The organism is Microbacterium sp. BG28, from assembly GCF_034044005.1.
GTDB lineage: Bacteria > Actinomycetota > Actinomycetes > Actinomycetales > Microbacteriaceae > Microbacterium.
The window spans coordinates 782,972-797,144 of record NZ_JAXCHA010000001.1; the positions used below are offsets into that span (position 1 = coordinate 782,972).

Annotated in this window: 14 protein-coding genes; 8 read left to right on the forward strand and 6 right to left on the reverse strand. The window is 70.3% G+C overall.

The genetic code is table 11. From position 1 onward, the window contains the following. Nucleotides 1-138 precede the first annotated feature (138 nt). The 8 genes from SK224_RS03960 to SK224_RS03995 all read left to right on the forward strand — a co-directional run bounded on the left by SK224_RS03960 (nt 139) and on the right by SK224_RS03995 (nt 8,756). On the forward strand, nt 139-753 hold the full coding sequence (locus tag SK224_RS03960) for an XRE family transcriptional regulator (protein ID WP_320433486.1): 615 nt from the start codon (nt 139-141) through the stop codon (nt 751-753). A gap of 156 nt (nt 754-909) precedes the next feature. Then, entirely contained in the window at nt 910-2,283 is a 1,374-nt protein-coding gene (locus tag SK224_RS03965) for an amidohydrolase (protein WP_320433487.1), read from the forward strand. 11 nt (nt 2,284-2,294) lie between these two features. Continuing rightward, nucleotides 2,295-3,800 (forward strand): aldehyde dehydrogenase family protein, encoded by a 1,506-nt coding sequence (locus SK224_RS03970; protein WP_320433488.1) that lies wholly within the window; start codon nt 2,295-2,297, stop codon nt 3,798-3,800. Then, the gene (locus SK224_RS03975; RefSeq protein WP_320433489.1) at nt 3,797-5,173 is read left to right on the forward strand and encodes an NtaA/DmoA family FMN-dependent monooxygenase; all 1,377 of its coding nucleotides are present in this window, start codon (nt 3,797-3,799) and stop codon (nt 5,171-5,173) included. Before SK224_RS03970 ends, SK224_RS03975 begins: the two co-directional genes overlap by 4 nt. A gap of 124 nt (nt 5,174-5,297) precedes the next feature. Next, complete coding sequence (locus SK224_RS03980; protein ID WP_243232221.1) at nt 5,298-5,798, forward strand: thiamine pyrophosphate-binding protein; 501 nt, start codon at nt 5,298-5,300, stop codon at nt 5,796-5,798. Then, complete coding sequence (locus SK224_RS03985) at nt 5,795-6,409, forward strand: thiamine pyrophosphate-dependent enzyme (RefSeq protein WP_320433490.1); 615 nt, start codon at nt 5,795-5,797, stop codon at nt 6,407-6,409. Before SK224_RS03980 ends, SK224_RS03985 begins: the two co-directional genes overlap by 4 nt. Next, nucleotides 6,409-7,974: a GMC family oxidoreductase gene (locus SK224_RS03990; RefSeq protein WP_320433491.1), complete on the forward strand. Its 1,566-nt coding sequence runs from the start codon at nt 6,409-6,411 to the stop codon at nt 7,972-7,974. Before SK224_RS03985 ends, SK224_RS03990 begins: the two co-directional genes overlap by 1 nt. 365 nt (nt 7,975-8,339) lie before the next feature. Further along, nucleotides 8,340-8,756, forward strand: a complete 417-nt coding sequence (locus tag SK224_RS03995; RefSeq protein WP_320433492.1) for a hypothetical protein — start codon at nt 8,340-8,342, stop codon at nt 8,754-8,756. Nucleotides 8,757-8,847: 91 nt separating this feature from the next. Here the strand turns inward: SK224_RS03995 and add (SK224_RS04000) are convergent, their stop codons facing one another. The 6 genes from add (SK224_RS04000) to SK224_RS04025 are packed head-to-tail and all read right to left on the reverse strand — an operon-like array spanning nt 8,848 to nt 14,128. Further along, the gene (gene add / locus SK224_RS04000; RefSeq protein ID WP_320433493.1) at nt 8,848-9,888 is read right to left on the reverse strand and encodes an adenosine deaminase; all 1,041 of its coding nucleotides are present in this window, start codon (nt 9,886-9,888) and stop codon (nt 8,848-8,850) included. Continuing rightward, a complete protein-coding gene (locus SK224_RS04005) occupies nt 9,885-10,505 on the reverse strand; it encodes an XRE family transcriptional regulator (protein WP_320433494.1) in 621 nt (206 codons plus the stop codon). The genes add (SK224_RS04000) and SK224_RS04005 overlap by 4 nt, the downstream gene beginning before the upstream one ends. Nucleotides 10,506-10,514: 9 nt before the next feature. Next, a complete protein-coding gene (gene add, locus SK224_RS04010) occupies nt 10,515-11,549 on the reverse strand; it encodes an adenosine deaminase (protein WP_320433495.1) in 1,035 nt (344 codons plus the stop codon). A gap of 50 nt (nt 11,550-11,599) precedes the next feature. Continuing rightward, a complete protein-coding gene (locus SK224_RS04015; RefSeq protein WP_320433496.1) occupies nt 11,600-12,481 on the reverse strand; it encodes an ABC transporter permease in 882 nt (293 codons plus the stop codon). Nucleotides 12,482-12,486: 5 nt separating this feature from the next. After that, nucleotides 12,487-13,314, reverse strand: coding sequence for an ABC transporter permease (locus tag SK224_RS04020; RefSeq protein ID WP_320433497.1), 828 nt, complete (start codon nt 13,312-13,314; stop codon nt 12,487-12,489). After that, entirely contained in the window at nt 13,304-14,128 is an 825-nt protein-coding gene (locus SK224_RS04025; protein WP_320433498.1) for an ABC transporter ATP-binding protein, read from the reverse strand. Before SK224_RS04025 ends, SK224_RS04020 begins: the two co-directional genes overlap by 11 nt. Between the last annotated feature and the right edge of the window lie 45 nt (nt 14,129-14,173).

The following is a 14,173-nucleotide window of genomic DNA, read 5'->3' on the forward strand; positions in this document are numbered from 1 at the left end:
CTGTCGGGTGCTGATTCCCCCGGCTCAAGGGACCCGAAACGCGGCCCCGAGGCCCGAGACACGACGAATCGCGTCCGTCGAACACTCTCCGGTGCCGGGTGGTTTGTGGCCCGGCGGAGCCGGTGCGATCCTGGGTCGATGACGACCGACGCCCTGACCGCGCCGGATGCGGCGAGCCCCGCCGGCGCGGAGGCGTACATCGGCGTCTCGCTCGGCCGCCGCATCCGTGCCGCCCGCACGGCCAAGAAGCTGTCGATGCGGGCGCTGGCGGGCGCGGCGGAGATCAGTCAGCCCTTCCTGAGCCAGATCGAGGGCGGCCGGACGATGCCGTCGATCCTCACGCTCTTCAAGCTCGCGAAGGTGCTCGACATCTCCCCGTCGGAGCTGCTGCCGGCGAACGAGGAGCCGGAGCCGGTCCACGTCGTCCGCCGCGGCGAGGGCGAGCTCGTTCCCGTCTCCGAGAGCGACGACGGCGCCATCAGCCGGATCATCTCCTCGGCCGCCACCCGCGGTGCGACCGTGCAGGAGTACCGCATCGCTCGCGCGCCGTATGTGGGCGAGTGGTTCGAGTCCGACGGCGAGAACACGATCTACCTCGTCTCGGGGGCCCTCACGGTCGAGCTCGAGGACCGGGGGTCGTGGACGCTCGCCGCGGGCGACGCCCTCTCGCACCCCGGCGCACTGCGCAACCGCTGGCGCATCGACGGCGCGGAGCCCGCCGTGCTGCTGCTCGTGCACGTCGCCGAGCGCTGAGCGCCGCGCTTGAGGTCCTCACCCGCGCCCGCGCCGGCTCGCACCCCCTCCCCGGCTCGCAGTTCTGGAGTTCCGGCACTCGGCTCGGCCGAGAGGTAACGCGCGCGAAACGTGATTGGTATGTGTAATCAACGATAGGTACCTACGATCGGCAGCGTGCCTCCCACCGCGCGCCTCTTCCTGCCCGATGTCGTCGTCACGATGGATGACGAGCGCCGCGTCCTCACGGATGCGGGCGTCCTCGTCACCGGCGACACGATCACCGACATCGCGCCCCGCGCGGAGCTGATCGCCGCGCATCCCGACGCCGAGCGCATCGAGCTGCCCGACCGCCTGCTCATGCCGGGCCTGATCAACGCCCACCACCACTCCGGGATGCTGCGCGGCACCGCCGAGCACCTGCCGGTCTGGGAGTGGCTGCGACTGCACATCGACCCGATGCACCGCGTGCTCCGCCCCGACGAGGCCGAGGCCGCCGCGTGGCTCTGCTACGCCGAGGGGCTGCTGGCCGGCACCACGACCGTCGTCGACATGTGGCGCTACATGGACGGCGCAGCGCGCGCCGCATCCGTGCTCGGCAACCGGGTCGTGACGGTCAACTACGTCGGCGAGCACCCCGACTTCGACTACTTCGACACCCTCGACGACAACGAGCGGATGCTGGCGGAGTGGGCGGGCGCAGCCAACGGGCGCGTCATGCCCTGGGTCGGACTCGAGCACCCGTTCTACGCGGATGCGGCAGGTCAGCGCCGCGCGATCGCACTGGCCAACGCCTACGGCACCGGTCTCTACACGCACTGCAGCGAGTCGGAGATCGAGCTGGCCGATTTCGCCGCCCGCCACGGCGCCCGGCCGATGTTCGCGCTCGAGGAGCTCGGCTTCTTCGATGTGCCGCGCGCGATGATCGCCCACGCCGTGTGGCTGGATCAGGCCGAGGTCGAGCTCATCGCCGCGCGCGGCGTCGGCGTCTCGCACAACCCGGTCTCCAACATGAAGCTCGCCAGCGGAATGGCGCCCGTGGCCGAGATGCTCGCCGCGGGTGTCAACGTGGGACTCGGCACCGACGGCGAGAAGGAGAACAACAACCTCGACATGTTCGAGGAGATGAAGGTCGCCTCCCTGCTCGGCAAACTCCGCACGATGGATGCAGCCGCGATGGACTCGTGGCAGGTGCTGGGCATGGCGACCCGAGGCGGCGCGGCGGCGATCGGTCGCGGCGACGAGCTCGGCGCCCTGACGCCGGGCCGGAAGGCCGACTTCGTGGCCGTGCGCACCGACACTCCCCGCATGACCCCTTTCATGCCCGACGGTGCATATCCCAACATCCACCACAACCTCGTGCACGCGGTGCGCGGCTCCGACGTCGACATGACGGTCGTCGACGGCGCGATCGTGGTGCGGGACGGCCGCCTCGTGAACGCCGACCTCGGCGAACTGATCGACCGCGTGCGCGCCCTGGTTCCCGATCTCTTCGCCCGCCGCTCCGCCTGGATCGAGGCGCAGGGCGAGCTCGACGGACTGTTCCACTGAAAGGCCACGCCATGACCATCGCGCTCGATCACGGGCCGCTCCGCGAGCGGGTCGCCCGCTTCCTCGCCGACGATCCCGGACGCCTGCTCATCGGCGGACGCTGGGTCGCCGCATCCGACACGTTCGCCTCGCTCGACCCGGCGACCGGTGAGACACTCGCGGAGGTGGCTCGCGCCTCCGCCGCCGACGTCGATGCCGCCGTCCGCGCGGCGGCCGCCGCGCTGGAGGGCCCCGCCTGGGCGCGGATGCGGCCGGCCGACCGTTCGAAGCTGCTGTGGCGCATCGCCGACGTCATGGAGGAGCACCTCGACGATCTCGCCGAGCTCGAGACCCTCGACCAGGGCAAGAGCCTCGGTACGGCCCGCTTCGGCGAGGTCCCCGCCGCGATCTCGCAGTTCCGCTACTACGCGGGCTGGCCCACGAAGATCACGGGCGAGACGATCCCCACCTCGCTCACCCGCACCCCCGAGGGCAAGGACGTGTTCGCCTACACGCGGCGGGAACCCGTGGGCGTGGTCGCAGCGATCGTGCCGTGGAACTCGCCGCTCATCATGACGGCGATGAAGCTGGCCCCCGCTCTGGCCGCCGGCTGCACGATCGTGCTCAAGCCCGCCGAGAACACCTCGCTCAGCGCGCTCTATCTCGGTCGCCTCCTGCAGGAGGCGGGGCTGCCCGACGGCGTGGTCAACATCGTCACCGGCTACGGGCACGAGACGGGTCAGGCGCTCGTCGAGCACCGCGGCGTCGCGAAGATCGCCTTCACGGGTTCCACCGCGGTCGGCAAGAAACTGGTGGCGACCGCATCCGATCGCCTCGCCCGCCTCACGCTCGAGCTCGGCGGCAAGTCGCCGTCGATCATCCTGCCGGATGCGGATCTGTCCGCCGCCGTCGCGGGCGTCTCGCGCGGCATCTTCGACAACGGCGGCCAGGTGTGCGTCGCGAGCGCACGCATCTACGCGCACCGCGACGTGTACGACGACGTCGTCGCCGGCATGGCGGCCGCCGGCGACTCCCTGCGACTCGGTCACGGGCTCGCGCCCGGCACGGATCTCGGCCCCCTCGTGAGCGAGACGCAGGCCAGGCGCGTCGCCGCCTACGTCGACGAGGGTGCGGCCGACGGGGTCACCGTGGTCACCGGCGGCGAGCGTACCGGAAGCGCCGGCACCTTCTTCACGCCGACGGTGCTGACCGACGTCCCGCCGTACGCGCGACTCATGCGCGAGGAGATCTTCGGCCCCGTCGCCGTCGTGACCCCGTTCGACGATCTCGACGAGGTCGTCGGCTGGGCGAACGACAGCGACTACGGGCTCGCCGCGAGCATCTGGACCGAGGGCCTGAGCAACGCCCACCGTGTCGCCGCGCGCCTCGCGGCGGGGACCGTGTGGGTCAACTGCCACTCCTTCCTGGGTCCCGAGCTCCCCAAGGGCGGGCACAAGGAGTCCGGCTGGGGATACGAGAACGGAGCGCAGGGGTTGGAGAACTACCTCGAGACGAAGTCGGTGGTGATGGTCGTATGACAAGGATCGCGCTCGGGGTCTTCGAGATGATGAACCCCTCCAACGGGATGCCGACGTGGACGCATCCGCAGGGCCGCGGCGACGACTGGGACCGCCTCGACTACTGGATCGATCTGGCGCGCGAACTGGATGCGGCCGGCTTCGACTTCCTGTTCTTCGCCGACACCTACGGCTACGCGACGCTCGAGGGGCGGATGCCCGACGAGGTGGCGGCTCACGGCATCCAGTTCCCCGCGCTGGACCCGATGCTCGCCATCGCGACGCTCGCGCGGGCGACCGAGCGCCTGGGTTTCGTCGTCACCTCGCCCACGACCGTGGAGAAGCCCTACGGGACAGCCCGCCGCTTCGCGACGCTCGACCGCTTCACCGACGGACGCATCGGCTGGAACGTCGTGACCGGCAGCTCGCAGGCCACGACGGACCAGTTGTTCGGGGTGACCGAGACGCTCGACCACGACCAGCGCTACGACGCCGCCGACGAGTTCCTCGACACGTGCCTGCGTCTGTGGGAGCACAGCTGGGACGACGACGCCGAGCTGCGCGACCGCGCGCGGGGCGTGTACGCCGACCCGGCGAAGCTGCACCGCGTGGAGGTCGCGGGCACGTACCAGCGCGCCGCCGGGATCTTCGCGGTGCCGCCCACCCCGCAGCGCACACCGGTGCTCTTCCAGGCCGGCACCTCGGATCGCGGCCGTGCCTACGCCGCCCGCAACGCCGAGGCCGTGTTCATCCAGGGCCAGTCGATCGCCGCCGCCAAGGCGCACGTCGACGACATCCGGGCGCAGGCCGTGACCCACGGGCGCGACCCGCACGACATCGCCGTGATCTCGGGCATGACCGTGACGGTGGCCGCGACCGAGGCCGAGGCACGCGCCCTGCGGGACGAGTACGAAGCCGTGCTGCAGCGCGCGGATGCGGCGGTCATGTTCGCCGGGATCACCGGACTCGACCTCACCGGCATCGATCCCGACACCAGGGTCGTGGACCTGCGCACCGATCTCGGCCAGACCCTCATCCAGCGCTATGCACGTCAGAACGCCGAGATGCGGGTGGGCGAGATCCTCGACCAGTTCCGTACCAAGGCCATCCGAGGGTTCCAGATCACCGGGTCCCCCGAGCAGGTCGCCGACGAGATCGAAGCGATCGTCGACGGCTCCGGACTCGACGGTCTCATGCTGGAGCCGACGTTCGGGGGCCCCGCCGCCTACCGCGCGTTCATCGACCTCGTGGTGCCCGTGCTGGCCGAGCGGGGCAGGGTCAGCCCGCCCGCCGGCGCCACGCTGCGCGAGCACTTCGGCGGCGGCCCCCGCCTCGCCGCCACGCACCGCGCGCATCGGCTCGCGGCGCGCGAAGCCGCATCCGTTCCGTCCTGATCCACACTCGTCCCGGGGTTCGGGGCGCGGTTCCTGCTTCGGGGCGCGACATGTCCGCCCCAAAGCACGAAGAGCGCGCCAAACCCGGAAGAGACTGCGCCCACCCGCAAGAAAGAGAGAGCACATGAGAGCCGACGCCGTCGAGGCGGTGATCCGCGGGCTCAAGCGAGCCGGCGTCTCCGTCGCCACGTACCTGCCCGACTCGCTGCTGAAGGAGCTGTACCCGGCTCTGGACGCGGACCCCGACATCCGCACCATCCCGGTCACCAACGAGGGCGAGGGCGCCGCGATCGCCGGCGGCGTGTTCCTCTCGGGCAAGCGCGCCGTGCTGGTCATGGAGAACTCGGGGCTCCGCGCCGCGACCGAACACCTCGCCCGCATGGGACTCGGCGCCGGCATCCCCGTCGTCATGATCATGAGCTACCGGGGCGAGATGGGCGAGAACAACTGGTGGGCCATCCCGCACGGCATCACGATGGAGCCGCTGCTGCAGGCACTGCGCACGCCGTACACGATCGTCCGCGACGTCGACCAGCTCGAGACGGCGATCGTCCGCGCCTACGACACCGCCTATGCGTCGTACTACCACGCCGCCATCGTCCTCGGAGGGGATCTGGTCCGATGAGCTACTCCCGATTCGAAGCCATGAAGCTGCTCGCCGCGCGTCTCGCGGACGAGCTGGTCGTCCTCTCCCTCGGCGGCGCCGTCGACGAGTGGTACAACGCCGCCCCGCACATGCGCGAGGCGAGCCTGTTCCAGCAGCAGCTCGGATGCGTGACGCCGGAGGCGTTCGGTCTCGCCGTGGGTCTGCCGCACCGCCGCATCGTCTCGCTCGACACCGACGGCGGCCTGCTGTTCAACCTCGGCATCCTCGCGACCCTCGGCAACGAGCGCCCGGAGAACCTGTTCATCGTCGTGTGGGACAACGAGCAGTACCAGTCGATCGGGGGTCCGGCCACGCACACGGCGAAGGGTCACGTCGACCTTGCCGCGATCGCCCGCGGCGCCGGTGTCGAGAAGGCGTTCACCGCCGAGACGCTCGAAGAGTTCGACGCGCACTGCGCGGCGGGACTCGCCGCATCCGAGCCGTACATCGTCGTCGCGAAGACCGACGGGATCCTCGAGCCCGGGATCAAGCGCAAGCACTCCGACGGACGCGAGGACAAGTACATCTTCGTGCGCCACGTCGAGGCCACGGAGGGCATCAGCATCATGGGTCCGAGCGAGCACAACTGATGCCGCTCGTTCGCACCCCCGCCGCCGGCTACGACGAGATCGTGGTCGGCGGCGGGGCGGCCGGATGCGTGCTGGCTGCGCGCCTGTCCGAGGATCCCGCGGCCCGCGTGCTCCTCATCGAAGCGGGGGGCGACCACCGCGGTGTGCGCGAGATCCTCGAGGCCGCGCACTGGGACGCCCTCATCGGCGGCGAGTACGACCACGGCTATCGGTCGACGCCCACGCCGCACGTTCTCGGACGTGCGCTCGCGATGCCGCGCGGCAAGGTGCTCGGAGGGTCATCCTCGACCAATGCCATGCTGTGGTACCGCGGCAACCGTGCGGACTACGACGCGTGGGCGGATGCGGGCGCCACCGGCTGGGGCTACGACGATCTGCTGCCGTACTTCCGCCGGTCCGAGGCCCGCGCGGGCGGCGACCCCGCCTACCGCGGGCTCGCGGGGCCGATGCGGGTCGGACCCCTCGCGCACGTGCACCCGATCGCGCACGCGCTCATCGCCGCCTCCGCCGAACGCGGCCTGCCCGTGATCGACGACGCGAATGCGGCGTCCAACGAGGGCGCGACCTACCCGGACTACAACGCGATCGAGGGGGACGACGGATCCTTCGAGCGCTGGAGCACGGCGCGCGGCTACCTCGAACCCGCGCTCGGGCGAGCGAATCTCGACGTGCTCGTCGACAGCCGGGTGCACGGGCTCGTGCTGACCGGAGACCGTGTCACCGGCGTGCGGCACACGGTCGGCCGGGTGGCCGTGGAGACCAGCGCCGCGCGCATCGTGCTGGCGGCCGGGGCGCTCGACACCCCGCGGCTCCTGCAGCTGTCGGGCATCGGCGACGCCGGCCGGCTCGCCGCATCCGGCATCCGCGCGGCGCACCATCTGCCGGGGGTCGGCGAGAACTTCCAGGACCACCCGCTGATCCTGGGCATGAACTTCCGCGCCCGGCACGACCTCGGTCCCGTGATCGGCAACGGGGGCGGTGCGATGCTCAATTGGCGCAGCTCCTACGCCGAGACCGGCCCCGACCTCCACACCGTCGTCGCGCACGGTTCCCGCGGCGACGACGTGCTGCACGCGCGGCACGACCTCTCCGGGAACCGCGTCTTCGCCCTGGTCCCCGGTCTGTACCGCTCACGCAGCGTGGGCTGGGTGCGGGTGCGCTCCGCGGATCCGGATGCGGCCGCCGACATCCATCCGAACTACCTCGCCGATCCGACGGACCTCGCCGCGATGGTCGAAGCGCTCGACGCCGTGCAGGATCTCGTCGCCGCATCCGCCTACGCCGACATCGCGGAGGGCCCGCTCACGCCGGCCGCGGGACTCGCGCACGCGGACAAGGTGCGATTCGTGCGCGAGAACATCGGCACGTTCTTCCACTGCTCGGGCACCGCGCGCATCGGCACGGACGAGCTCGCGGTCGTCGATCCCGCGCTGCGGGTGAGGGGCCTCGAGGGACTCTGGGTGGCGGACGCGTCGGTGATGCCCTCGATCCCCACGTGCAACACGCAGGCCCCGACGGTGGCGATCGCCGAGCGCGGCGCCGAGCTCGTCGCCGCCGCTCGCTGACCTCCCGCCCGCCCGCGCCCGCTCCGGCCACCGCTCCGGCTCCGGCTCGGCTCCGCTCCGGCTGCGGCTCGGCTCCGCTCCGGCTGCGGCTCGGCTCCGGGCTTCTTCGCCTGAGTTCTGTTCGAGAGACCCGAAACGCCCACCGCACGCCCCCGGCGCAACAACACGGGTCCTCCGAACACGGGATGCGGCGACCGACCGGATGCGGCGACGCACGTGCGCGATCCGCCCCGAGGAGGCGCGATACGCCCGGAGGATGCGCGATACGCCCGGTCCGCAACGCGCACACCCCGCCGGCGCGCCCGTGCGTGCCCTATGGTCTGAGCCAGAGCACCCATCGTGGGCGCCTCGAAGGGGGAACGATCATGGACAACACCGCCCGCCCGACGACCGTCACGGCATCCTTCTGGCTCTGGATAGCGAGCGTCGTCCTCTCGGCGATCTCGATCCTCACGTCGCTCGCGAACGGGAGCTACGCCTTCGTCGACGTCGGTGACAACCCGCAGGTCGCCGCCGCCGTGGGCCCTGCCGCGACGATCATCGGCCTCGCCGTCGGGGCGGCGCTGCGCATCCTGTTCGCCGTCTACATGCTGCGCGGACGCAACTGGGCGCGCATCGTGCTGCTCATCCTGGCGATCATCGCGGTGCTGGCGGGGCTACCGGCCTTCGCCGCGGCCAACATCGTGGACATCCTCATCGTCGTCGTGGTCCTCGCCGCGGCCGTGCTGATGTACCTGCCGACGTCGAACCCGTACTTCCGCCGTCGTCCCGCGGCCGCCTGACCGCGGTAAGCCTTGTTCAAGGGACCCGAAACGCGGCCAAACCACGGAAAAGAGAGCGACACGCGTCCCTCGAACCGAATGGGACCGGGAGTCAGGGCTCGAGGAGGGCGTCGAGGGCGATGAAGGCGCCCTCGAACTCACCGCGCAGGCGCGCCTTCGTGGCCGCGTCCGCGAACGAGATGTCGATGCCGGCGAGGGCGATCCGCTTCGCCGCGGCGGCGTCGACACCCAACGCCACGAGTCCCTCGCGGTACTCCTTGCCGATGTCGGTGCGGAAGAACATCGCATCGTCCGTCGACACGCTGATCGTGAGACCCGCGTCGATCATGGCGCGCAGTCGGTGCCCCTCGTCCAGCGTCCATCCCGAGCAGATGGTCGTCGAGACGGGGGTCGTCGCGAAGCCGATACCGCGCTCGAGCGCGAGCGCCACCACCGCAGGATCGTCGACGATGCGGTAGCCGTGATCCAGACGGTCGCACCCCAGCACCTCGATCGCCTCGCGCACCGCATCCGGGGTCGCCGTCGGCGTCTCCCCCACGTGCGCCGTCAGCTTCAGCCCGGCGGATGCGGCGAGCCGATACGCGGCGGCGAAGCGGGTGGGATCCTCGGTGTTCTCCGGGGTCAGGTCGTCCTGGCCGATGCCCACGACCTCCGGAATGCCGTGCTCGATGACCTCGCGCACCATCGCGACCGCGGACTCGGGGCTGTCGCGACGGTTGATCGCGGCCACGATGCGGAACCCGACACCGAAGTCGGCCTCGGCACGGCGCAGGCCCGCGATGATCGGGTCCATCACGTCCCGGTAGCCGATCCCGCGGGCGGCGAAGTACTGCGGGTTCACGTAGTACTCGCGGTAGCGGAGGTTGCCCTCGGCGACGGCGGCCCGCACGCCCTCCCAGGCGACGCGCTCGAAGTCCGCCGGCTCGCGCAGCACGTCGTGCGCGGCGCGGAAGGCGACGAGGAACTCGGGCAGGTCGGCGAAGTCGAAGAGCGTCTCGGGGTCGTCGCCCCACAGCTCCACGCCGTAGCGCGCGGCCAGTTCGATGAAGGTCTTCGCCGTCATGGTCGAGGCGAAGTGGCAGTGCAGTTCGGTCTTGGGCAGCAGCTGCAGGTAGTCGGCGTATGAGATCACGGCGTTCCTCCGGGTGTGCGGGGCCTGAGAACGCCCGCGCTCTTGACGACGAGAAGCCGGTACGGCTCCCCGTCCAGCGACCACCAGCGGTGCACGACGCCCCCGGGGAAGTGCACCGAGTCGCCGGCGGTCAGATCGTGCGCCTCGCCGTCGAGTTCGATCCGGATGCCGCCGGCCACCACGTAGAGGAACTCCTCCTCCTCGTGGGTGAAGCTCTCACCGGGCACGAGGGCGTCGGCTGCGACCTCTACCGGGTGGAAGGCGCGCGCATCGTGCGCCAGCATCCGCGCGGTGCCGGATGCGAAACCCTCGGGCACCGCGCCGGATCCGGCGCGCTGGATCTCGATCGCGGATGCGGCCTCGCGCGGCTCGTCGGAGGCGGCGATGAGCTCGATCGGACTCGTCTCCAGCGCCACGGCGATGCGCCGCAGCGACGCCAGGCTCGGCTGGGCGAGCCCGCGCTCCAGCTGGCTCAGGAACGGATGCGACAGCTCGGTGGCCGCGGCCAGGCGCACGAGGGTCAGTCCGCGCGCCTGCCGCAGTTCGCGGATGCGGGCGCCCAGACGCTGGCCGGCCGCATCCTCGTCCGCGGCGATCGTGGCGACAGGGTCGGTCATGGTCCGAGGTTATGCGGCGGGCATCGCGACACCGTGGCGCGCGGCATAGTCGGCGATGGCCGCGAGGTAGCCGGAGCGGCGGGACGGTGTCAGCCACGAGGCTTCGAACGAGTTGATCGCGAACTGCACCAGATCGGTCTCGGTCAGCCCCGCCTGCTCGGCGAGCGCGACGTACGTGTCGCCGACGTACGCACCGAAGTACGCCGGGTCGTCGGAGTTCAGCGTGACCTTTGCGCCCTGCCGGAGCAGCCCCACGATCTCGTCCGCCTTCATCTGCTCGGTCACGAAGGAGTTCGACACCGGGCACGTCGTGAAACCGAGCCCGCGCTCGATGGCGAGGGCGACGAGCGCCGGGTCTTCGACGATGTTGGTGCCATGGTCGATGCGGTCGACCTGGATCGTATCGAGCACGGTTCGGATGTTGTCGATGGAGCCGGGCTGGTCGATGTCGCAGTGCATCGTGAGCAGGAAGCCCTCGGCGCGCGCCCGGGCGAAGACCTCGGCGAACTTCTCCGGGGGGTTGCCGCGTTCGTCGGAGTCCAGGCCGATTCCGAGGATCCACTGCTTGTAGGGCAGCGCCTCCATGAGCGTCGCGTAGGCGAACTCGGCGGAGTAGTCGCGCAGGAAGCACATGATGAGCTCGGCCGAGATGCCGAGTTCGCGTTCCGCGCGCACCACGGCGCGGCGGTACCCGCCGATCACGTCGGCGAACGGCACTCCGCGACCGGTGTGCGCCTGCGGGTCGAAGAACATCTCGACGTGCACGACGCCCTGCGCCGCCGCCCGCTGGAGGTAGGCCCAGGCGAGGTCGTGGAAGTCGTCGGCCGTGACCAGCACCCGCATCGCCGGGTAGTACACCGCGAGGAAGCTCGTGAGGTCGGTGAAGTCGTAGGTGGCCTTGACCTCCTCGACGGTCTTCTCGGCGAGCTCGATGCCGTTGCGCTCGGCGAGCGCGAACTTGAGGTCGGGCTCGAGAGTGCCCTCGAGGTGCAGGTGGAGCTCTGCCTTGGGCAGGCCGTGCGCGAACGCGGTGAGATCGGTCATACCGAAGATCTTCCTGGAATCGGCGGATGCGGCGCGAGTCGCCGCGAGGGTCAGACGCCCTTCTGCGAGTGCATGCCCATGCGTGCGAGGACGACGTCCTCCACGATCTGGATCACGTTGTACAGAATGAGCGAGACGGCGGTGACCAGCACGACCGAGGTCCACAGGGCGCTGAACTGCGCCTGCGGGATGTAGCCGGCGATCGAGCCGCCGATGCCGCCGCCGACGGCGAGCCACTCGGCGAGCAGCGCGCCGGTGATCGCACCGGGCACGGAGATGCGCACGGCGGCGAAGAACGCCGGCAGCGAGGAGGGCATCGCGACCTTGCGCAACTTCGCCCATGACCCGCCGCCGTACACCTCGACGAGGTCGTTCATCTGCGCGGAGGCCGACTTCAGGCCGAACGAGATGTTCACGAGCGCGGGGAAGAGCACCACGATGCCGCCGATGACGGCGACGGTCGCGATGTCGCGGCCGAAGATCATGATGATCACCGGCGCCATCGCGATCAGCGGCACCGAGCGCAGCAGCATCGCGACGGGCATGAGGGCGTGCTCGGCCCCCTTGCTCAGCTGGAAGAGCGAGGCGCCGAGGATGGCGACCACGAGACCGGAGACGAAACCGATGACCGAGTGACCGAGGGTGACGGCCAGGTTGCCGAACATGAGCTCGCGGTTGGCCTCGGCGGCCGGCACCGTGAACAGGTAATTCCAGACATCCACCGGGCCCTTGGCGATGAGCGGCGAGATGTTGAAGACGGCGAGCACGCCGACCCACAGTGCGAGCACGCCCACGAGCGTGCCGATGAAGGTCACCATGCCCCAGGCGAACGCCTTCAGCGCGCCGGAGGCGGCCTGCTTGCGCACCGTCACCTCGAGGTCGGCGTTCGCTGCGGAACCGGGGCCCGCGACCGGCGGCTGGGCAGTCATCATGGTGGTCACTTCTGGGCTCCCTTCGACCAGGGCGCGATGAGTCGGGCGATGAAGCCCACCAGCACGTAGCCGGCGAGCGCGACCGCGCCCGAGGCGAGGGCCAGGGCCCAGACGAGCGGCGCGTTGGAGTTCTGCTGCGCGAGGATCATCGCGAGCCCGACTCCGGCCTCGATCTTTCCGAAGAACTCACCGAGCACAGCGCCGAGGAAGGCCGCGGGCACCGCGATCTGCAGCGCGTTGAGGATGGCGGGAAGCGCCGCGATGAGGCGCACTTTGCGCAGCTGGGTGAGCTTGCTGCCGCCGTAGACCGTGACGAGGTCGAGGCTGGACTTGTCGGCGGACTTGAGGCCGAGCAGAGCACCCACGACGGTCGTGAAGAAGACCGAAAGGGCGGCGAGGAAGACCGCGGTGCCGCTGGGCGCGCCGCGCGGCGGTGCGCCGAACAGCACGACCGCCAGCATTCCGATCGCGACGATCGGTACGCAGTAGGTGAGGATCGCGATCTGCATCGCGACGCCCTCCAGGCGCGGCACGAGCAGCACGAGGAACGCGAGGGCCAGGGCCAGTCCGTTGCCCCACAGGTAGCCGATGCCGCTCTCGACGAGGGTCACCGAGAAGTTGCGCCAGTAGTAGTCCCAGCCCGTATCGATATAGCTGGCGATGACCTCCAGCGGGCTCGGGATGACGTGCGCCCCCGAGGGCGCGATGAAGATCGCGGAGATGATCCACCAGGCGGCGATGAGTCCGATGCCGCCGATCACTCCGGTGACCCACGCGGGAAGACGGATGTCCTCCCACTGGATGGTGCGCGCCTTGGCTGTGTCAGTGGTCATCGGCGGCAGCGCCTCCGGCGCCGAAGAGCAGTTCGGATGCCTGGTCCACGTAGGAGTGGAACTCCGGGCTGCGCATCATCTCGGGCATGCGCGGGCGGGGAAGGTCGATGGTCATGACCTCCTTGATACGGCCGGGGCGCGGGCTCATGACCGCGACCTGGTCGGAGAGGAAGATCGCCTCGGAGATGCCGTGCGTCACGAGCAGGGTCGTGGCGGGCTTCTCCGTCCAGATCCGCAGCAGCTCCAGGTTGAGCTTCTGGCGGGTCATGTCGTCGAGGGCGCCGAACGGCTCGTCGAACAGCAGCACCTCGGGTCGCATGATGAGCGAGCGCGCGATCGACACGCGCTGCCGCATCCCGCCCGACAGCTGCGCCGGTTTGGCCTTCTCGAAGCCGCGCAGACCCACCAGGGCGATCATCTCGTCGATGTAGGCCTTATCGGCGCTCTTACCCGCGATCTCGAACGGCAGCCGGATGTTGGCGTAGACACTGCGCCAGGGCAGCAGTGCCGAATCCTGGAAGGCGATGCCGAGTTTGTTCTCGCGACGCATCTCCTTCGGGCTCTTGCCGTCGACGCGGGTCGTGCCGCTCGTGGGCTGCTCGAGGCCGGCGAGGATGCGCAGGATGGTGGACTTGCCGCATCCCGACGGTCCGAGCAGCGACAGGAACGTGCCCTGGTCGGTGTGGAGGTTCGCGTCCTGCAGGGCGACCACCGACTTCCGACCGGTGGTGAAGACCTTGTTCAGGCCGGTGATCTGAAGGCCGGTGCCGAGTGCGGCATCGGTCGCACCGGTCTCGACGACTGTGTGGGTCACGTCGATGGCTGCTTTCGGTCAGGGTCGGTGATCGCACCGACCGGG